This window comes from Desulfovibrio diazotrophicus (assembly GCF_902498985.2).
GTDB classification, from domain to species: Bacteria; Desulfobacterota; Desulfovibrionia; order Desulfovibrionales; family Desulfovibrionaceae; genus Desulfovibrio; species Desulfovibrio legallii.
On record NZ_OX346397.1, the window covers coordinates 1,943,421 to 1,963,025 of the forward strand.

Consider the following 19,605-nt stretch of genomic DNA (forward strand, 5'->3'; position numbering starts at 1 on the left):
CGGCCTGGACCGCCCCGCCTTTTGCGTTGCGCTGCGCACATCCCGTCGTTCTCAATCCCCGGCATGCGGCCAGGCCTTCCACATCCGCTCTCCTTTTTCAAGGGCTGCCTGCTCCCTTACTCCCCTCCCCAAAAAAATTTCATCTTTTTTTCTTTATATTGTGAAAAAATTCTTCAATTGTAATGGCATTACAATGCCGATTCCACCGTGCAAAACCGCAAAATCCGGCACGATTGTATAATTTTTCACAACTATGACTGAAAGACCAAACAATTACTGCCTCTTGACGACTCTCTCAAATCTTCGTAGTGAGCTATCATGGCGCTTTGCCATCCTTGTTGCACAACTCTTATCACAGGAGGGAGGACAGGATTATGTCCCAGGAGCGGATCACTACACTGTTGAATGAAAATCGCAGCTACCTTCCACCAGAGCACGGCAAGACTTCTGCCTGGGTTTGCGGCCCGGCAGAATACGACGCTCTCTGCCGTCGCGCCCTGGAAGACCCCAATGACTTCTGGGGTGCGCGAGCTTCGCAACTGATCCACTGGTTCAAACGCTGGGACAAGGTACTAGAAGCCGATGAGGTACACCATAAATACAAATGGTTTGTTGGCGGAAAACTCAATGCCTCGTTCAATTGCATAGACAGGCACCTGATCTCCGGCCGTCGCAACAAAGCCGCCATCATCTGGCAGGGCGAAAAAGAAACTGACGTGCGCTGCTACACCTATCAGATGCTCTACACCGAGGTATGCCGGGTGGCCCACGCCTTAAGCTCCCTGCGCATTCGCAAGGGCGACCATGTGGCCCTGTACATGCCCATGATTCCAGAGCTCTTCATCGCCATGCTGGCCTGCGCCCGCATCGGGGCCATCCACACGGCCATCTTCTCCGGCTACGCCGAAGGCGGCGTGCGCAGCCGCATAGAAGGCTGCAAGGCCCGCGTGGTCATTACCGCCGACGCCGCCGTGCGCGGGGGCAAATGCAAACCCCTCAAGGCCAACCTCGACCCCATCCTGGAAAAATGCCCCTCCGTAGCCCATGTGGTGGTGGTGCGCCACGCCGGGCTGGACGGCGTGACCATGCAGCGCAACCGCGACATCTGGTGGCACGACCTCATTGACGACTTCACCCTCAACCCCGACTTCCCCTGCGAACCCATGGACGCCGAAGATACCCTCTTTCTGCTCCACACCAGCGGCAGCACGGGCAAACCCACGGGCGTCATGCACGCCACGGGCGGCTACCTGACCTACGCCGCCCACACCACCCAGTGGTGCTTTGACATGCGCGACGACGACGTCTACTGGTGCACAGCCGACGCGGGCTGGATCACCGGCCATACCTACGGGGTCTACGGCCCTCTCTCCCTGGGGGCCACCACCCTCATGTTTGAGGGCATCCCCACCTGGCCCTACCCCGACCGTTACTGGCGCATTGTGGAAAACTTCCGCGTCAATATCCTCTACACCGCACCCACGGTCATCCGCTCCCTCATGCGCATGAACGAAGCCTGGACCGAACGCTACGACCTGGGCAGCCTGCGCATCCTGGGCAGCGTGGGCGAACCCATCAGCCCCGAAGTCTGGCAGTGGTACCACAAACATATCGGCAGCGGCGAACTGCCCATTGTGGATACCTGGTGGCAGACCGAAACCGGAGGCGCCATGATCGCCCCCATGCCCTACGCCACCAAACTCAAGCCAGGCTCAGCCAGCAAACCCCTGCCCGGCATCGACGCCACCGTTATGGGCTCCGCCGCCCGCGACGGCGAAGAACCCGAAGCAGGCTGCCGCGCCGGCCACCTGGTCATCCGCCGCCCCTGGCCCGGTATGATGCAGGGCGTGTTCAATGACGAGGAAAAATACCAGTCCTACTTCTCCCGCTTCGGCTGCTACGCCTCCGGCGACGCCGCAGAAGTGGACCAGGACGGCTACTTCTGGATCCTCGGCCGCATCGACGATTCCATCAACGTCTCCGGCCACCGCCTCTCCACCGCCGAAATCGAAGCCGTACTGGCCGCCTGCTCCGAAGTGGGCGAAGCCGCCGTGGTGCCCATGCCCCACCCCCTCAAGGGCGAAGGCATCTACGCCTACGTGGTCACCCGCGATGAAGTGCCCTGGAGCGCCGCCCTGCGCGTCAAACTGCGCGACGCCGTGCGCCGTGACATCGGCCCCCTGGCCAGCCCCGAACATATCCAGTTCGTGGAAGCCATGCCCAAAACCACCTCCGGCAAAATCATCCGCAGAATGCTGCGCAAAATCGCCGGGGGCCAGTACGAAGATATCGGCGACGCCACCTCTCTGGCCGAACCCCACGTGCTGGACCAGATCATCAATGGTCACCGCAACCTCATGGCAGGCCGCCACGAAACCGAAGACGAAGTGGCGGAATAAGCGCAGAACAGGCTGGATTGGCGTTCGTTGGGGGAAGGGAACTTTTGTTCACAAAAGTTCCCTTCCCTCAACACCCCCATCCTTCAAAAAACGTCACTTCCTCAGACAACGCAGCAGGCATACCCTGGCTGAAAAATGTTTTGAAACGGCTTTATACAGCGTTCCAGCAGCCTTAGCATCCCACCCATGCGGGCGGCATCTCATGCGGCGGGTTTATATCCGCTCTCACCATGCGGGGGGCGCAGATTGCCAAACTGCAGCAACGAAGTCCGGCGCAGCGTCCTTCCCCACCCATGCGGGCGGCATCTCATGCGGCGGGTTTATACCGCTCTCACCATGCGGGCGGCATCCTGGACGGCGCGGGATGGATTTTGTTCTCCGGCAAGGAAGCGGGCCGTTTGGGGATGGGGATAGTACTCCTCTGGTACAGCCCCGGACCAAAACGGCCCACTGACGCAGCCGGAGGGCAAAAGACGCCCGCGCCGGGGCAAAAGACGCCCGCGCCGGGGCAAAAGACGCCCGCGCCGGGCCAACACCATCTTGACCGGCCCCCCCCCAACAGGCATAACAGCCTGCGGAGGCCGCCATGCTCAAACCGTTCTACCAGGGCAAGCTGGACACGTTTTGCGCCATCTACGCCGTGCTCAACGCCCTGCGCCTGACCCACGGCCTGCGCGTGCTCAAAGCGCGCGATATTCTCAATGAAACCCTCATGGGCTTGGCCGCAACTCCCCAGGCCTTTCGCGCCGTACTGGAGCAGGAGACAGACTACTGCGCCCTGGTGGACGGCATGCTGCGCGTGCAGCGCCGCAGCTTCCCGCTGGAAATCCGCCAGCCCTTTGCCGTTACGGACGATCCCGCGCCGGCACAGCTCTGGGAATGCTGCCGCGACTGGCTCAACCCCGCCGACCACCGGGCAGTCATCTTCCGCTTTACGCGCCACCTCACGGCCGACGGCCCGGCGGTCAACCGCCACTGGACCACGGCAGACAGCCTGGAAGGCGACACCCTGCACCTCTTTGACTGCAGCCATGAGGCCGAAGCCATCCTCAACATCCACTCTCAGGATTTCGTCACCCGCGCCGAGGACGTAAGCGTTCAGCGCCTGCTGCACATCCAGCCCTATACCGTCCGCCTGCTGCGCCTGCCGTTTTAGGACATGAGCGCCCCCACGAAAATGCAAATACCGCCCGGCCCGCGCCCCACGCACAGGGACTGGACCGGGCGGCGCGCCTGCGCACGCAGTCGCCAAAGCACCTGCAAAATGAAATTGGCCTATGTCCGCGGCCGACCAAAGGCCAGCAGGATGCTCACGATGCCCGCGCTCATGAAGTAGAAGCCGGCTAGAAAACTCATGGTCAGGATGGAGGAAAGGGGGTTAACTACCATGAAAAAGCCCAGAATAACGCAAAGAACGTTCAGTATCAGCGTAAAAATATACAGTCCCTTGTTCCACAGTTTCAGCGGCCAGGAATAGACCAGGGCGTCAATGGAAGTCATGATGAACCAAAAGGCAAAAATATACGGCATAATAGCCATGGAGAAACCAAGATTGAACAAAAATATCACACCAATGGCTACATCCAGAATGCCGACGACCAGCCGGAGGGTGCTGCCGCCGCGCTGACGGATCAGCAGAATTCCCTTGAACAGGGCTGCCATAGCAAAAACTATGGTAATAGCCGCCAGATTGGCCGCAGGATTCCTGAAAGCGATAAGCGCCACAAACAAAAACAGCACTCCGATAAGCAGGCAACTCCAATCAAACTTATTTGTACGCTCTGCACTCATGGCGATACTCCTCTAAAGTAGAGTGAATGGCATGAACAACCGTGACAATAACATGCCAACTACAATATAGATATCTTTCTGAACAATAATGTCAAGCAGTGCGGGCCCCGGCTTTCAGCCGGGACAGTGGCGCACCGCCCGCGTCCGCGGCGATTGCCTCTGCTCTGGGGTGGAGCGCAAGTCTGGCCGACGCGCCTTCCGCCGGGGCCCGCCGACGCAAAGCCCCCCGGAAACCGCGGACGGTTTCGGGGGGCCAGAAAGCCGGGCCTTGGGGGGGCTAAAGCGGGCAACCCAGCGACGCCGGGCTTACTCCGCGGGCGCTTCGGGCGGGGCTGCGGGCTCCGCGGGGGCTACGGGGTCTGCGGGGTCTGCGGGAGCCACGGGCTTAAGGGTGTGCATATTGATCTGCTGCGGGCCTTCCACGCTCTGGGGCGCCTGCACGCCCAGCCGCACCTTGTGGTTGATGAAGATGGGGCCCGTAAGGTTGAGGGCGGCCTGCTCCGGCACACCCACAGGGATGGACACGGTGACCAGCAGCACGGCTTCGGCCGGGTCTTCCAGTTGCAGCAGCTGCCGTTCCGCCGGGCCCAGAACCGGCGCGTAGGATTTGTCCAGGAAACTGTAAGGATCGGCCACCAGCAGGCCCACCTGAGGCGTGTGCACGCTTTGGAGGATGAGCAACGGCGCTTCCGGGCGGATCTGCAGCAGGATAAAGTCCCGCTCGGTTTCAAAGCCGGCCAGGCCGCGCGGGAAACGCACCACCTTGTCCATATCGATGCTCCGCTGCCCAAGGCGCGTATCGATGATTACTTCTTTGTTCCGTGCCATAGTTCAGCAGCCACCATAAGGTCGTTGTTACTGGTTGCAAGGGCGCGACGGTTTTCTTCCACAACCCGCCGGTAGACTTCTTCGCGGTACACTGTGGTTTCTTCCGGCACTTCCAGGCCAAGGCGGACCTGCTTGCCCTGCATCCCCAGCACGGTGATGCGGATATTTTCGCCCAGGTAGAGGCTTTCTCCGGGGCGTCGCGTCAAAATCAGCATGCGTGCGGTCCTAGGTCCTAGAGGTAATTGGCCAGACTCATCTGCATGATCAAGGATGAGGACTGCAGCACGGTCTGGTACGTCAGTTGCTGCCGGGTCAGCTTGCTCAGCAATTCCGTAAGGTCGATATCTTCAATATAACTCAAGCGCTCTTCCTGGTCCAGCTTTTGAAAGCTGAGCACGTCGCTGGCCGTGCTGACCCGGTTTTCCAACCCGCCGATGCGGGCCACCTGGGTAAGCACGCTCTGCTGCACGCTTTCCAGCTGGGCCAGCACCTGCTGGCAGCCTTCCTGATTGTTGTTCTCGCAATAGGCTACAAAGTTGCCCGCCACCTCAAACAGATTGGTGTCTCCCGTCATGGTGGCCTGGCCGTTGTAGTAGCCGCCGAAGATATCCTTGCCCACGCTGTTGATGGAGATATAGGTATCCTGCAGAATTTCCAGGTCCAGGTCGGCGCGCGCGGGATGGATGAGCACCTGCGTGCCTGCCGTGACAGTACTGGAGGCGGCGCTGCCTGCGTCCAAGTCCGTGTAGCCGCCCGGCACTGGCAGGCGCACCGTGCCCGTGCCCGTACTCACGGCCGTAGCCGGCACCCAGGTGGCCCCGCTGTCCGTGCTGTAGGAATAGCCGAACTCCGTACCCGCCGCATTGAGGTCCACGTCGCTGTCCACCCGCACCAGCACGTTACTGCCAAAACTGCCGGTGGCCGTGGCCTTAAGGCCTGTGGGGCCGCCCATAATGGTCATGTCCGGCGGGGGGTCGTTGTCGTCGCCCTGGTACACGGCCGTGGGCCGGATATAGAGCAGGGTGCCGTTGTCCGCCCCCGCGCCCAGGGTGGTGTCTGCCGCGCTTACAGCCAGGTTCTGGCCGTCGGCCACGGTAATGGTTACGCCGTCGGCCACAATTTCCCGGCTGCCGGCGGCCACCGTGCCGTCGCTCCAGGTAGTGCCGCCGTCCTTGGACCACCGGTAGTTCAGCTCGTTCGTGCCCAGGGTGCCGTCACTGGTAAACTGCACCATCATGGATGTGTCCGACGCGCCCTGGATGGTGTATGCGCCCGCGTCAATGGCCTTGTCCCAGTTTTCGTCCCAGCTGGTCAGGGCCAGGCTTTCTTCAAAGGCGCTGCCCGTATAGCGCTGCCCGGCAAAAATGCTCTTATCCTCGTACTGGGTATTGGAAAGGTTGAGGATCTGGCCGAAAATTTCTCTGGCCTGATCGGCGATCTGCTGTCGGTTCTCCGCCGAATACGTGCCCGTGGAGGCTTGTTCGGCCAGGCTTTTCAGGCTGGTAATGGCCGTGCTCAGCTGGGTGCCCAGCACGTTGTCGGCCAGCTCCAGCCAGCCGGTAGCCGTATCCACGTTGCTCTGGTACTGCTTGGTGGCGCTGATGTCGTCGCGGGCCATGAGCACGCGGTACGTGCCCGCCGGGTCGTCTGAAGGCCGGTTGATCTTCTTCTGAGTGGAGCCCTGCTCGTTGCTCTCCATATAGGCGGCCAGGTTGCTCTGCATCTGGCTGACCACGGTATTGTACATGGACTGCTGCGTCACGCGGATGGCCATACGCCCCCCTTATTCCTTGAGGCCCAGCAGGGTTTGCAGCATCTGGTCGGCGGTGGTGATGAGCTTGGCCGCCGCCGTGTAGGAATGCTGATATTTGATGAGATTGGCCATTTCTTCGTCCAGATTCACGCCCGTAACGGAACTCACCTGATCTTCCAGGTCGCTGGTCAGGGCCGTGTGGTATTCCGCATTGGTCTGGGTAAGGCGCGTATCCGAGCCTACGGTGGTAACCAGGTTGGCGTAGTACTGGGAAATGGTCTGGTTGCTTACGGTTTTCCAAACCGTGGAAATGGTCACGGTGCTGTCCGTCAGCTTGGCAATGGCGGTGGCGGTGACATTGTCGCCGGCATTGGCCTGATAATCGCCGTTGACCTGCCCGGCGGCGATGTAGTTGACATTGCTGTGCAACTGGCTGTTAACGGCCAGGTCGGAGGCGCTGGACCCCGTAAAAAACACATTGATGCCCAACGCGGCCATCAGGCCGGAGGAATCCGTGCCCATAGCAAACTGTACGTTGCTGGCGTCATTGGTCTCAAGCAACAGCCTGCCGTCCTGAATACTGGCCTTGAGCAGATTCTGCCCGGCATTGTTGGGGTCAGGAAAACTGGTATTGATGGCATTCGCCACGTCCTCAAGCGTGTGTACAGAAGGATCGAAGTTCTGCACGCCGTCGGCGGCGGCGTCAAAATCCAGCATGCCGGAGGTCAGGTAGTCGCCGGTAGTCTTGTCATAAAAATGGATGTTGACGTTGCCGGACTGCAGGCGGTCCGCATCGGGCAGAATGGCCTGGGCGGAACCCAGGGCCTGGGTGGCGCTCTGCACCTGCTGCTGCCCCTGGGCATAGTCCAGCAGGCTGTTGCCCGTGCCCTGACTGTGGATACGGTTGACCTCCCAGATCAGGGAAGAGGCCACGGCGTCCAGCTCGTCCAGGTAGCGGCCGCAGTTGTCGTCACGAACGCTGAAATAGGCGGTCAGGGTGCCGCCGGTGGCGCGGTTGCCGTTTTCCGTGCCGTCCAGGTACGTCTGCGGGGTGATATTCTGGGGCCCGCGCGTGGGTTCTATCCAGTACAGGCCGGTTTTGGGCACGATGTCGAACTTGTCGCCCGCACTAAAGCCCGAGGTTTCGGAAAAAGAAATGTTGAGTTCCTTGACCAGCACGGGGTCCACCTGGCCGTCGCCGTCGTTGTCCGTGATGGTGTAGCGCAGCTCGTTGCCGTCTTCGTCGCGCAGCCAGGTTTTGCCGCCGTCCAGCGAAACGCGGAAGGAGGGCGGCGGCGTGTCGCCCACGGCCCCGCCGTTGACGATTTCCAGGGTGTATTCGTGGCTGTCCGTGCCATCAAACTGTACGCTGCCCGCATAGGAGGAATTGGCCGTGAGCCGTTCTTCCGCGCGGGGGCCGAGCACCTGCAGATCAAAGGTGTCCAGCCCCTGCACCAGGGGCTGGCCCGTGGAAAGCCGGACCGTGTAATCGCCGCCGCCGTTGTCCGTGGTCTGCACGTCCACCAGGCCGGCCAGCTCCCGCACCATCTGATCGCGCTGGTCCAGCAGATCGTTGGGGTTGCTCACACCCTCGCGCGTGCGCGCGTTGATCTGTTTATTGAGGTCGGCAATGCTCTGGGCCAGGGCATTGACCCGGTCCACGCCCTGGTTGATGGAAACGTCCATCTCGCTCTGAATGGCCTTAAGGCTGTCCACAGTGCTGCCCAGCATGTCGCCGAGGCTGTCGGCGTAGGAAAGCAGACTCTCGCGCGTGGCCGTGTCGTCCGGGCGCTGGGCCAGATCGCTCCAGGCCGTGAAAAACTCTGTCAGTGTAGAGCTGATGCCCGTGCGGTTGGATTCGTTGAACAGGTTTTCCACCGAAGACATGATGGTTTCCTGTTCACTCCAGCGGGCGGAATTGGTGGACTGCCGCACATAGGAGCTTTCCAGAAAAGCGTCAAAATAGCGCAGCACTTGCTGGGCATTGACGCCCAGGCTTTCGCCGCCGGGTTTGGTGGTGATGGTGCCGCCATCGCGCTGGTCCACATAGCGACGGGTATAGCCCTCGGTATCGGCATTGGCGATGTTGCTGCCCGTGACCGAAATCCAGGCCTGCGCAGCCGTGAGGGCCGTATGCCCGATGTTGAGCAGACCGTTGAGCATGGTCTAGAGCCTCCCGGAAATGAACGCCGCCTGCGGATGGGCCCGGGCCCGCATGCCGCCTTTACGGCCGTAGGTATCCGCCGGTACGGGCAGAGCCTGACGGGTCAGGGCCTGCAGGCTGCGGCTGCTCTGGTCCAGCAGGGCCAGGGCCAGCTGGCTGTTGCGCGAAGCCTGCCGCGAAGCGCGCTGCTCGGCCTTGTCCACGGCGCGGACCAGGTCGTGCAGGGCCGCGCCTTCCGCCTCCCGGCCCGGCGCAGCGCAAAGCTCTGCGGCGTAGTCTGTAACCCGCACACCATTCATGGCCGTGATTACAGTGACTTTTTCCACAGCCAGCTGCCGGATGAGCTCCTGAATGGAAAATTCCAGCCCGGCCACATCGTCCGCGCGGCGTGAAAGCAAAATGCCGTACTCCTCTTCCAGCAGCTGGCAGAGCAGTTCCAGGGCCTTGGCCTGTCGGTGGAGGGATGCGTGGAGGGATGCGTACATGGCTGCCTCGACAAGGGGACGGTGGTGAACGCCCGTGGGCCTCACGGCCAAAGCCGGGTCCGCCGACGCGGGCAGAAACTGCCGCCCCAAGCGTTCTGCACAAAGTTAAAGCAAGATCCGTGCCGGATTTGGGGGACGGATCAGGTCCGCCTGCCCTGGCACGGCTTCACCAGCACGCAGACCGCCGGAACGGACGCAGGCATACAGCTCTACCCTCCCAGGTCCGCCGCCGTGAGGGGCGGAATGCCAGGAGCGGACGTGCCGCGCTCCGCGCCCGGCTGGGGGTCTGCGGCCACAGCGGCCTGCATGGGCAGCGGACCGGCGGCCTGCCCGCCCGGCTGGGCAGCCTGCCCCGGCGACGCGGCCGGAGCCTGTTGCGCCTGCTGGGCGTGGTAAGCGGCGAGCCCCGCCCCGGCCCGGCTGTTGGGGCCTGCGGCGTCCGTCTGCAGGGTGCGGATGAGTTCGTCCTTGTGCCGCTTGCCCTTGGCCGGAATATTGGTGGTGTAGCGCACCTTCATGGGCTGTGGAGCGTTCTGTTGCATTGCTGTCTTGGGGGCCGTCGGCGTGGCGGCTGTTGCGGCCCGGCCCGCCTGCCCGGCCGGGTCGGACCCGGTGGTCTGCAGGTTGCGGACAAGTTCGTCCTTATGCCTTTTGCCTTCGTCGGAGATATTGGTGGTATAACGCACCTTCACGGGCTGCAGGGCGCTTTGCCGCTCCAGCGCGCCGGGGGCTGCGCCCGCCGAGCTGTCCGCGAGGGTGGCCCGGTCAAAAGCCTGGCCCACATTGGGGTTGGCGGCCTGCCCCGCTGTCGGCGCCATGAAGGAGCCCGCCCCGGCAAGGTCTTGCGCCGTGAGGGGCGGCACGCCCCCTGCCGCCCCATGCTGCTGCGCCTGGGCCTGGGTGCGTCCCGCAAATGCGGCTCCCTCAGGGTGTAAAGACGGCAGGACGGCTCCCGGCCCCAGCTTGCTGCCCGCCTGGAACCGGGCGGCGCGGGCCCGCTGCAGGCCGGCGTCGCCCCTGCCCGCGTGCGTCACGCGGATGTTTTTCTGCGCCTCGCCGCTCTGCTGCAAAGCCTGCTGGGCCCGCAGCACGGCCAGGGCCTGGTCCACCTCCGGCGGATTGGAGGCCGCGGCAACCGCGTCCGTGGCGCTGCCTGCCCCCGCCGCAGTCTGCGGCATGGCCCCGCCTACGGCCCCGGCATCGCGCACGGGGGCCGCGCCGTCATAAATGGCGGCCGCCGAAACCGGCGTTTCGGTCCAGTCCCTGGCTTGGGCACGGGTCGCCCCCTGCCCGGCCGTTTCCTGCGCTGCCGGTTGTTGCGGATTTGCCGCCAACAGGGGCGCGGCTTCGGGGCTGAACCCCCGCGCGGGCGCAGCGGAAGCCGCCGCGCTTTGGCTGGCGCTGCCCAGGCGCTGGGAAAGCTGAGCGTACATCATGTCCGCCAGGCCCACGCCCCCGGCCCCGGCCATTTTTTTAGCCAGCTCCTGATCGTACATGCCCTGCCAGAACTGTTCTTCCCGTCCCTGCAGCAAATTGCTTTTGGGCAGGGTATTGCGCATCTCCTGCCACATTTTCTGAATAAAAATGGATTCAAAACCCTGGCAGGCCTCGCGCAGTTTTTTGTCTTTCTGCGCTTCCGTCAGATTTTTGCCGCCAACGCCGGCCAGGCGCGTCTGCACCTCCTGCCGGGCCAGTTCGGATGCGCCCGCCTGGGGCGCCAAAGGGGGTACACCCAAGGACGCGCTCATTTAGATCACCTCCAGGTCCGCGTGCAGCGATCCGGAAGCCTGCATGGCCCGTAGAATGGAAATGAGGTCGCGGGGCGTGGCTCCAATGGCATTGAGGCCGTCCACCAGTTCCTGCAGGGTGGCCCCTTCCACCATGACCAGGTGGCGCTGTTCCTCACGGATATTGGCTTCGGTCTGCGGGGTCACCACAGTCTGCCCTTGAGAGAAGGGCCCCGGCTGCGAGACCTGCTCGCTCTCCTGCACGGTGATCTGCAGGTTGCCGTGGGCCACGGCCGCGCGGGACACGCGCACGTCGCGCCCCAGAACCACGGTGCCGGTTTTTTCGTCCACTACCACTTTGGCGGCCGTATCCGGGTTCACATCCAAGTTTTCCACCGAGGCCATCAAGGGCACAAGATTGTTGCGGTACTGAGGGGGCACGTCCATGACCACGCTGGTGGCGTCCACGGCGCGGGCGTAAGGACCGCCCATGGCTCCGTTGAGGCGCTCCGCAATCTGCTGAGCCGTGGAAAAATCCCCTATGCGCAGGTTGAGGGTCAGCTTGTTCTGCTGGTTGAATTCAAAAGGTATGGACCGCTCCACAATGCCGCCGCCAGGGATGATGCCCACCGTGGCCACGTTTTTGCTGGTGCTGGCCGCCTTGCCGGAGGCGGAAAAGCCCCCCACCGTCAGCGCGCCCTGGGCCAGGGTATAGATCTTGCCGTCCACGCCTTTAAGGGCCGTCTGCAGCAGCACCCCGCCCATAAGCGAAGTGGCGTCGCCCACCGAAGAAACCGTCACGTCCAGCCGCGTGCCGGGCTTGGCCGACACAGGCATACGCGCCGTAACCATGACCGAAGCCACGTTCTTGATCTTCAATGAGGACGAATCCACGCCCACGCCCATGCGGTCCATCATGTTTTTCATGGAACTGAGCGTAAACACTGAATCCTTCTTATCGCCCGTGCCCGCCAGACCCACCACCAGGCCGTAGCCGATGAGCTGGTTGTCACGCACGCCCGAAAACGTGGCAATATCCTTGATGCGCACCGCCTGCGCCGGCCAAGCATGGCTCAACATCAGAACAGCCGACAGCACCGCGACCCACCGGGGCAGAGTCAATTTCATGGCGCAGCCTCCTTGCCGAAAGACCGGCGTCAAGGCTTATGCAGGAGGCGTGCCACACCTGAAAAAATGTCGCAACAGGGGGGCGCAGGGCGCAGGGGACGAGCACGCGCCTTATTGCGGGCGACGATGCAGGCGTGCGCCCAAAGCGCGGAGTTTGTCCCCCAGAAGGACAAGAATGACGGAAGCGACGATGAAAGCCACACCGCCGGCAATGGGCGGCGTGAAGGGCTCGTGAAAGACGCAGACGCCCACCAGGACAGCGGTGAGGGGTTCCATGACGCCGAGGACAGAGGCGAGAGTGGAGCCGATGCGTTGCACGGCGAGGATAAGCGTGAGATTGGAGATAACGGCGGTGATGACGGCCAGCAGCAGGGCGAGGCCCAGTTCTCGCCAGGAACGCAAGGGGCGGAAGACGCCGGTGGCCAGGCAGTTGGCCAGGGAGAGCAGGCCGCCCAGGGCCAGGACGTAAAAGGTCATGACCAAACCGCTCATGTGGGGAATGCGGGCGGCGAAGATAGCGGTAATGTAGATGGCGTTGCAGAGGGCGGAAACAAGCAGCAGGGCCACGCCCACGGGCTGCACGCGGCCGCCCGCGCCGCCGCCCAGAAGGTGAACGCCCAGCAGGGCCAGGGCCACGGCGCCGGCGGTGATCCAGGAGAACCGTTCGTGGAAAAAGACGATCATGAGCAGCATAACCATGACCGGATAAAGAAACTGGAGGGTGGCGGCCACGCCGCTGGGCATATAGGCAAAACCCCAGAACATGAGCAGAGCGGCCATGGCGTACATGACGCTCATGCCCGCAAGCAGGCAGAGAGAACGCGCGCTGGTGTGGAAACGCTCTCCCCGCAGAATGAGGATGCCGCCCAGAACCAGGGCGGCAATGGAAAAGCGGTAGAACAGCACCAAGGGCGCAGGCATCCCCCCATGGATAAGCGGCAGGGCGAACAGGGGGATGAGGCCGAAGGCGGCCGAGGACAGCAAACCATAAATGAAACCCATGGCATCCTTCCTGAGCGCGTCACGGCAGAAGCATTGTCTTACTGCAATACTCCCGGCGAACAGCGCAGAAGTGGGGGGGCGATGCGCCTGAATTCCTTGTATCCGTCGGCGGGGTCAACTCCGGACAAAGGCGGCCCAGCGGTCCAACAGGGCGCGCAGGGCCTTGCCGCGATGGCTGCGGGCGTTTTTCTGTTCCGGGGTCATTTGGGCAGCGGTCAGGCCCAGGGTGGGGTCAAAAAAAAGCGGATCGTAGCCGAAGCCGTTGTGGCCGCGCTGCTCCGCAAGCAGGCGCCCTTCCCAGACGCCGCGCGTTGCCAGGCTTTGCCCAGCGGGTGTTACGGCGGTCATGCAGCAGACATAACGGCCGGTGCGCCGGGCTTCGGGCACACCCGCCAACTCCTGAAGAAGTTTGCGCATATTGCGGGCATCCCGACTTTCACCGGGCAGGGAGGGCAGGTCGTCGGCGTAGCGGGCCGAGTACACGCCCGGCGCGCCGCCCAGGGCGTCCACTTCCAGGCCGGAATCATCGGCCACGCTCAGCAGCCCACTGTGCCGGGCCACGGTGGCGGCTTTGATGTAGGCGTTTTCTTCAAAGGTCAGGCCCGTTTCAGCGATGTCGCCGATTTCGGGAAAAGCGTCCAGTCCCAGCACTTCCACCCCGGCGTGGGCCAGGGGTTCCGCCAGTTCACGGACCTTGCCCGCATTTTGGGTGGCCAGAACGATGCGCAGCACGGCAGTCATGAAAAAGCTCCTTGCCGATGAAATACAATGCGATGGCGCAAAGCGCTGCAATATACGCCCGGCTTATACGCTTTGACAAGACCTTGTCCCCGCAGATCTGGCAGGGGCAGGGCGGCTGCCGTCGACGGCAGCAATAATATATGTTATTCAAGTATGTTAAGCATTCACACAAGACAACGCGCTTTTCTTTTGCCCCAGGCGGGAGTATACTCCTAGGCCAAAGCTCTTCTGTGAGGAAACCCCATGGATATTATGGATATATTTGCTGTTCCCCAGCCGGAAACGCGCATTCCCGCGCCCTACGTCATCGCCGAAGCCGGCGTGAACCACGAGGGCAGCATGGAAATTGCCCGCCGGCTCATTGACGAGGCCGCCGCAGGCGGAGCCGACGCCATAAAATTTCAGACCTACAAGGCGGCCAGCCTGGCCTCCAAGGACTCCCCGGCCTACTGGGACACCAGCAAGGAACCCACGCGCAGCCAGTACGAGCTGTTCAAAAAGCATGATTCCTTCTGGAAAAATGAGTTTGAAGCGCTAAAAAAACACTGCGACGCGGCGGGCATTGCCTTCATGTCCACGCCTTTCGACGTGGAGTCCGCCCATTTCCTCAATGATCTCATGGAGGTTTTTAAAATATCCTCCTCAGATATCACCAACAAGCCCTTTATCCGCATCCTTTGTGATTTCGGCAAGCCCATCATTCTTTCTACGGGCGCGGCGCACCTGCACGAAATTGCCGAAGCCGTGGAGTGGATTGAGGCCAAGGGCAACAAACTGGCCCTGCTGCACTGCGTGCTCAACTATCCCACTGCGGACGAAAACGCCGCTCTGGGCATGATCCCCGCGCTCAAACGCCACTTCCCCGGGCATGTCATCGGCTACTCCGACCACACCCTGCCCAAGGACATGCATATTCTGGAAACCGCCGTCCTTTTGGGCGCGCGCGTGCTGGAAAAACACTTTACCCACGACAAAACCCTGCCCGGCAACGACCACTATCACGCCATGGACAAGGACGACCTACGCCGCTTTCGCACGCGCCTGGCCGCCACCCTGGCCAGCGTGGGCAACATGGAAGTGCGCGCCCTGCCCGAAGAGGAACCCGCCCGCCTGCACGCCCGCCGCTCCCTGGTCACGGCCCGCGCTGTGCCTGCAGGCCAGCCCCTTACTCCCGCCGACCTCACCTGGAAACGCCCGGCCCACGGCATCTCGCCCCGCGACTACGACAGCGTGCTGGGCCTGCGCGCCCGACGCGATCTGCCCGAAGACACGGTGCTCACCTGGGCGGACCTGGACAGGGCCTGAGCCATGGACAACGGCCGTCCTACCCTTGTGCTCGGCCGCATGCCCCGGGGCGCGGACCCCGCCACCCACTGGGCGGCGGGCCCCTGGTGTTTCGCCGAGCAGGAAGAATTCTTCCCGGACTGGGAGCAGCGCTTTACCTTTGCGCCGGAACCGCTCACGGACATGGCCCTGCAGGAACAGGCCTGCGCTGAGGTCAAAGCCCTCTGCGCCGACACCCTGCCCGCCCTGGCCGCCCGGCTCTGCCCGCACAGCCACAGCCTGCCCCCGGCCTATTGGGAAACCCTGCTGGCTCCCTGGGCCATGAACGCGGCCAAACAGATCGTGGAACGCTGGTGGCGAGTCAAGGCTTTGATCCGGACCTGGGGGGAAACCCCTCTGCATGTGCCCCTGCTGCCCGAGACCTGTACATTTTTCTTCGCGACAGGGCCGGACTTTGTACTGCACGGATCATTGGGGCACACCTTCAACCACTGGCTCTTCTCCCGCCTGCTGGAACCGGTCTTTCCCGCCGCCTGGAGCAAAGCCTGGCTGCCGCCCCAGACCAAAAGCTACGGCAGCCTTGCCCGGCCCGCGGGCAGCGCCCGCCTGCGTGAACTGGCCCGCAACGCCCTGCTGCGCCTGCCCTTTCCCCGCATCAAAGGCGCAAGCCTGGGGCAAAGTCTGCGGTTTTCTCTGGCCTTGCTGCACCGCAGCCCCGGGCCGGACCAATCCACCCCCCTGGCCGCTTACGGCGCAGAGGCTACGGGCAAAAAAGCCGATCTGCCGGCTCCTTACGACGTTGATCCCCTGCCCCTGTTTCTGCCCGCCCTGCCGCGTCTGTTGGCCGGGCTGCGCCACCCGCGCCGGCTGCGCCCCGCACTCTGGGGCCCGCGTCTGCGTGTGGCCAATGTGCTGGCCTACGAAGACGCCGCCTACCGTCAGACCCTGGCCCTCTGGCGTGGACGCGGCCACCGGCTCATGTATGTGCAGCACGGCAGCGATTACGGCCAGGTGCGCTGCCTCACGGAAGTGGAAATGGTGGAATACGCCCAGCACGCCTTTGCCACCTGGGGTTGGAGCCGCCACACGGGCTGCCGGGGCAACTTTCTGCCCCTGCCCCACCCCCAGCTGGCCCGGCTGGCAGGGCGCTGGCAGGGCGCCGCAGGCCATAACCTCCTGCTGGTGGGAACGGAAATGCCCGCCTTCGGCTACCGTCTGGACGCCCACCCCTCGCCCCTGCAGATGCTGGACTACCGCAAGGACAAGGCCCGCTTTTTCGCCGGGCTGAGCCGCGACCTGCAAGGGAAAAGCCTTTACCGTCCCTATTTCCCCGTGCCCGGCAGCCTGCGTGACGCCGACTGGGTGCTGGAGCGTTTTCCGGCCGTACGCCTGGCTTCCGGCCCCCTGGACAAACACCTCTTTGCCTGCCGCCTGCTGATCCTGGACCACAACGGCACTACCCTGCTGGAAGCCCTGGCCGCCGATATGCCCGTCATCGCCTTCTGGCGACGGGAGGCCTGGCCCCTCACCCCTGAAAGCGACGTTCTGCTGGACCAGCTGGCCCAGGCCGGCATTTGGCAGCCTTCCCCCGAAGCCGCCGCCATACAGGCCGCCAAAGTCTGGGACGACCCCCTGGCCTGGTGGCGGAGCGAACCCGTGCAGGCGGCCCGCCAAACCTACTGCCGCGAACAAGCCCGCACCGTGGCCGGCAGCGTCACTCCTTATTGGATTCAAACCCTCAAGAGTTTATAATCATGCGATTTCTTTTCTTTTCCAGCGTTTTTACCCTGGCGCTCTGCCTGCTCTGCCTCCCCTCCCCCGTCCCCGCAGCCGGGGACGACGCGGGCAAAACCCTTCAGGAAGTGCAGGCCGCCCTGGACAAAAACGACTATGATCAGGCCGTGCGCCTGCTCAAACCTCTGGCGGACAAACGCCAGCCCGAAGCCCTTTATGTTATGGGCCGCCTGATCCTGGACGGCAAGGGCGTCAAAAAAAACGCCACCCGCGCGGCGGAGTTTTTCCGTCTGGCGGCTGAAGGCGGTGACCTCAGCGCCATGAATTCCTGGGCTACGGCCCTGGCCTCCGGCGAAGGCGTGCCTCGCAACTACCGCGAGGCTGCCCGCTGGTTCCGCAAGGCTGCGGAACAGGGGCACGCCACGGCCCAGTATAACCTGGGCTACCTCTACGCCCATGGCCGGGGCGTACCCAAGGACGAAGCAGCAGCCATGGACTGGCTCACCCGTGCCTCCAACCAGGGCCTGGCCACAGCCCAGTACTCCCTGGGCTGGCTCTACCTCAACAGCAAGGGAGAAAACCAGAGCGACACCAAGGCCGCCCACTGGTTTGAACAGGCCGCCCAGCAGGACGACCCCAAGGCCCAGAACAACCTGGCCTACATGTACGCCGAAGGCCGGGGCGTGGCGCAAGACCCCGCCCGCGCTGTGCAGTGGTACCAGCGTGCCGCCGACCAGGGCTACGCTGAGGCCCAGTACAACCTGGGTTTTATGTATGAACAGGGCCGGGGCGTGGCCCAGGACTACACCAGGGCCGTGGACTGGTACCGTAAGGCCGCCGAACAGAACGAACCCGCCGCCCAGTACTCCCTGGGCCTTATGTACGACCAGGGCACCGGCGTGCCCCGCAACCTGGGCGAGGCCAATCGCTGGTACCACCTGGCCGCCAAAAACGGCGACCCCGATGCCAACGCCGTAGTCCGCGCTCAAAAAGCCAAACCCCAGGCCCCGGCCCGTACCCGCAAAGCGCCGCGCGCAGCGCAGTAGGCGAAAGGGACTGTTTTGTGGGGGGAAGTGGGGACTTTTGTGAACAAAAGTCCCCACTTCCCCCCACGCCCCCCATCCCCTTCAAAAAACTTCATTCCCCCACAGAACCGCACAGGGCGTACCCTGACCGCAAAAAAAATGTTTCTCGCGCCACAAGGGCTTGCCGAAACCATCCAGTATGCTGACGGCGCACGGATGTGGGATTTCGCTGGCGTTGAGCGCGGCATAAAGGGGTGTGGCCGCGCAGCGGCACACCCCAGCCGCGCCGGACACAGTTACTCTGCCGCCCAACCAACATAAGGCAACCACTGACGACAAATGCGCGGAGAACCTGCGAGGGCACGAAAGACGCCGGACACGGGACCCGGCAAAATATGGGGGCTGTGGGGCCTGCGGTTGTTGCGCCCGGCATAAGGGGCGCGGTCGCGCAAGCGGCGCGTCCCAGCCGCGCCGAACATGGTGGGGCTGCCCTGGGAAAGCGGGGGGTTATGGGGGGTGTGGGGGGCCTAAGGGGGGGCGCAGCCCCGCCCTTGGCCCCCTGCCCTCGCCGGAGGCGGCCCAAATAACGACAAAGAAAGAACCGCCGCGCCCGCAGGGCAACCAGCCTCCGGCAGGATCCCCCGCCTTCCGGCGGAACTCCCAACCGCACAGCGGCCCCCTCGCCGGAGGCGGCCCAAACACCAGACAAAAACCAAACCGCCGTGCCCGCAGGGCAACCAACCTCCGGCAGGATCCCTCGCCTTCCGGCGGAACTCCCAACCGCACAGCGGCTCCCTCGCCGGAGGCGGCCCAAACGCCAGACAAAAACCAAACCGCCGCGCCCGCAGGGCAACCAGCCTCCGGCAGGATCCCCCGCCTTCCGGCGGAACTCCCAACCGCACAGCGGCTCCCTCGCCGGAGGCGGCCCAAACGCCAGACAAAAACCAAACCGCCGCGCCCGCAGGGCAACCAACCTCCGGCAGGATCCCCCGCCTTCCGGCGGAACTCCCAACCGCACAGCGGCCCCCTCGCCAGGGTACTCCCTTTCTTCTGCGACTCCTGTCGCAGCCCCCATAAAAACGCCGCAGAGAACAAATCCCTCCTGCGCTTTGGCGCAAAAACGCAAAAAGCGGGAGGGCTTGCCCTCCCGCTTCGCGGAAAAAATGCTGTAACGGCCGGAAACTACACGCAGCCCGTGGGCTTGGGCAGACCGGCCATCTTGCAGGCGCCCTTGCCGGGGCCAGAGGGGAAGAGCTCGTACACTTCCTTCAGCTTGTAACCGGTGTTTTTGGAAAGGATGCGGACCATGGGGGCGATGCCGTTCTTCTTGTAGTAATCCTGCAGGAAGTCCAGAATCTTCTGATGGTCGGGCGTAATCTCGGAGATGCCTTCCGATTCCTTCACATACTCCATCCATTCAGGGCACCAGTCGTCAAAACGCAGCAGGAAACCGTCTTCGTCAACTTCAAAGCTTTTACCTTTATAGGTGATCTCAGCCATGCGTGTGTCCTCCTTGGACAGATATTGCTCAACTCCGCCAGGGC

At 63.2% G+C, this 19,605-nt stretch carries 16 protein-coding genes; 5 read left to right on the plus strand and 11 right to left on the minus strand.

Translation table 11 applies throughout. From position 1 onward, the window contains the following. Positions 1-374: 374 nt before the first annotated feature. Together acs and J7I12_RS08440 are read left to right on the plus strand one after the other, a co-directional pair. Positions 375-2,399: an acetate--CoA ligase gene (acs, locus tag J7I12_RS08435; RefSeq protein ID WP_130958306.1), complete on the plus strand. Its 2,025-nt coding sequence runs from the start codon at positions 375-377 to the stop codon at positions 2,397-2,399. 586 nt (positions 2,400-2,985) lie between these two features. After that, on the plus strand, positions 2,986-3,555 hold the full coding sequence (locus tag J7I12_RS08440; RefSeq protein WP_118230740.1) for a hypothetical protein: 570 nt from the start codon (positions 2,986-2,988) through the stop codon (positions 3,553-3,555). Between the two features lie 119 nt (positions 3,556-3,674). Here J7I12_RS08440 and J7I12_RS08445 read toward each other — a convergent pair whose 3' ends face one another. The 10 genes from J7I12_RS08445 to rdgB form a co-directional block, all read right to left on the minus strand. Continuing rightward, on the minus strand, positions 3,675-4,190 hold the full coding sequence (locus J7I12_RS08445; protein WP_118230741.1) for an HdeD family acid-resistance protein: 516 nt from the start codon (positions 4,188-4,190) through the stop codon (positions 3,675-3,677). Between the two features lie 306 nt (positions 4,191-4,496). Then, on the minus strand, positions 4,497-5,018 hold the full coding sequence (fliW, locus tag J7I12_RS08450) for a flagellar assembly protein FliW (RefSeq protein WP_118230742.1): 522 nt from the start codon (positions 5,016-5,018) through the stop codon (positions 4,497-4,499). Then, on the minus strand, positions 4,997-5,233 hold the full coding sequence (gene csrA / locus J7I12_RS08455) for a carbon storage regulator CsrA (RefSeq protein ID WP_118230743.1): 237 nt from the start codon (positions 5,231-5,233) through the stop codon (positions 4,997-4,999). Before csrA ends, fliW begins: the two co-directional genes overlap by 22 nt. 17 nt (positions 5,234-5,250) lie before the next feature. Beyond that, the gene (locus J7I12_RS08460) at positions 5,251-6,792 is read right to left on the minus strand and encodes a flagellin N-terminal helical domain-containing protein (protein WP_208360706.1); all 1,542 of its coding nucleotides are present in this window, start codon (positions 6,790-6,792) and stop codon (positions 5,251-5,253) included. A 9-nt stretch (positions 6,793-6,801) separates the two neighbouring features. Beyond that, a complete protein-coding gene (gene flgK / locus J7I12_RS08465) occupies positions 6,802-8,934 on the minus strand; it encodes a flagellar hook-associated protein FlgK (protein WP_208360704.1) in 2,133 nt (710 codons plus the stop codon). A gap of 3 nt (positions 8,935-8,937) precedes the next feature. Beyond that, the gene (locus J7I12_RS08470) at positions 8,938-9,420 is read right to left on the minus strand and encodes a flagellar protein FlgN (protein ID WP_208360702.1); all 483 of its coding nucleotides are present in this window, start codon (positions 9,418-9,420) and stop codon (positions 8,938-8,940) included. A 209-nt stretch (positions 9,421-9,629) separates the two neighbouring features. Beyond that, positions 9,630-11,168, minus strand: a complete 1,539-nt coding sequence (locus J7I12_RS08475; protein WP_288908423.1) for a rod-binding protein — start codon at positions 11,166-11,168, stop codon at positions 9,630-9,632. Then, positions 11,169-12,275: a flagellar basal body P-ring protein FlgI gene (locus J7I12_RS08480; protein WP_118230747.1), complete on the minus strand. Its 1,107-nt coding sequence runs from the start codon at positions 12,273-12,275 to the stop codon at positions 11,169-11,171. A 111-nt stretch (positions 12,276-12,386) separates the two neighbouring features. Further along, positions 12,387-13,277 (minus strand): DMT family transporter, encoded by an 891-nt coding sequence (locus tag J7I12_RS08485; protein ID WP_130958310.1) that lies wholly within the window; start codon positions 13,275-13,277, stop codon positions 12,387-12,389. Between the two features lie 114 nt (positions 13,278-13,391). Further along, entirely contained in the window at positions 13,392-14,018 is a 627-nt protein-coding gene (gene rdgB, locus J7I12_RS08490) for an RdgB/HAM1 family non-canonical purine NTP pyrophosphatase (RefSeq protein WP_130958311.1), read from the minus strand. 243 nt (positions 14,019-14,261) lie between these two features. Between rdgB and J7I12_RS08495 the strand changes: the two genes are divergently transcribed. Genes J7I12_RS08495 through J7I12_RS08505 form a run of 3 tightly spaced genes read left to right on the plus strand, consistent with a single transcriptional unit; the run spans position 14,262 to position 18,082 of the window. Continuing rightward, entirely contained in the window at positions 14,262-15,323 is a 1,062-nt protein-coding gene (locus J7I12_RS08495; protein ID WP_118230750.1) for an N-acetylneuraminate synthase family protein, read from the plus strand. Between the two features lie 3 nt (positions 15,324-15,326). Further along, a complete protein-coding gene (locus tag J7I12_RS08500) occupies positions 15,327-17,054 on the plus strand; it encodes an LIC12162 family transferase (RefSeq protein ID WP_288908437.1) in 1,728 nt (575 codons plus the stop codon). Positions 17,055-17,056: 2 nt separating this feature from the next. Continuing rightward, positions 17,057-18,082, plus strand: a complete 1,026-nt coding sequence (locus J7I12_RS08505) for a tetratricopeptide repeat protein (protein ID WP_118230752.1) — start codon at positions 17,057-17,059, stop codon at positions 18,080-18,082. A gap of 1,161 nt (positions 18,083-19,243) precedes the next feature. Here J7I12_RS08505 and J7I12_RS08510 read toward each other — a convergent pair. After that, positions 19,244-19,561, minus strand: coding sequence for a TusE/DsrC/DsvC family sulfur relay protein (locus tag J7I12_RS08510; protein ID WP_008682206.1), 318 nt, complete (start codon positions 19,559-19,561; stop codon positions 19,244-19,246). Between the last annotated feature and the right edge of the window lie 44 nt (positions 19,562-19,605).

Excerpts from the sequence above, each read along its gene's own strand:
- acs (WP_130958306.1), top strand. The coding sequence starts at position 375 with ATGTCCCAGGAGCGGATCACTACACTGTTGAATGAAAATCGCAGCTAC.
- J7I12_RS08440 (WP_118230740.1), top strand. The coding sequence starts at position 2,986 with ATGCTCAAACCGTTCTACCAGGGCAAGCTGGACACGTTTTGCGCCATC.
- J7I12_RS08445 (WP_118230741.1), bottom strand. The coding sequence starts at position 4,190 with ATGAGTGCAGAGCGTACAAATAAGTTTGATTGGAGTTGCCTGCTTATC.
- fliW (WP_118230742.1), bottom strand. The coding sequence starts at position 5,018 with ATGGCACGGAACAAAGAAGTAATCATCGATACGCGCCTTGGGCAGCGG.
- csrA (WP_118230743.1), bottom strand. The coding sequence starts at position 5,233 with ATGCTGATTTTGACGCGACGCCCCGGAGAAAGCCTCTACCTGGGCGAA.
- J7I12_RS08460 (WP_208360706.1), bottom strand. The coding sequence starts at position 6,792 with ATGGCCATCCGCGTGACGCAGCAGTCCATGTACAATACCGTGGTCAGC.
- flgK (WP_208360704.1), bottom strand. The coding sequence starts at position 8,934 with ATGCTCAACGGTCTGCTCAACATCGGGCATACGGCCCTCACGGCTGCG.
- J7I12_RS08470 (WP_208360702.1), bottom strand. The coding sequence starts at position 9,420 with ATGTACGCATCCCTCCACGCATCCCTCCACCGACAGGCCAAGGCCCTG.
- J7I12_RS08475 (WP_288908423.1), bottom strand. The coding sequence starts at position 11,168 with ATGAGCGCGTCCTTGGGTGTACCCCCTTTGGCGCCCCAGGCGGGCGCA.
- J7I12_RS08480 (WP_118230747.1), bottom strand. The coding sequence starts at position 12,275 with ATGAAATTGACTCTGCCCCGGTGGGTCGCGGTGCTGTCGGCTGTTCTG.
- J7I12_RS08485 (WP_130958310.1), bottom strand. The coding sequence starts at position 13,277 with ATGGGTTTCATTTATGGTTTGCTGTCCTCGGCCGCCTTCGGCCTCATC.
- rdgB (WP_130958311.1), bottom strand. The coding sequence starts at position 14,018 with ATGACTGCCGTGCTGCGCATCGTTCTGGCCACCCAAAATGCGGGCAAG.
- J7I12_RS08495 (WP_118230750.1), top strand. The coding sequence starts at position 14,262 with ATGGATATTATGGATATATTTGCTGTTCCCCAGCCGGAAACGCGCATT.
- J7I12_RS08500 (WP_288908437.1), top strand. The coding sequence starts at position 15,327 with ATGGACAACGGCCGTCCTACCCTTGTGCTCGGCCGCATGCCCCGGGGC.
- J7I12_RS08505 (WP_118230752.1), top strand. The coding sequence starts at position 17,057 with ATGCGATTTCTTTTCTTTTCCAGCGTTTTTACCCTGGCGCTCTGCCTG.
- J7I12_RS08510 (WP_008682206.1), bottom strand. The coding sequence starts at position 19,561 with ATGGCTGAGATCACCTATAAAGGTAAAAGCTTTGAAGTTGACGAAGAC.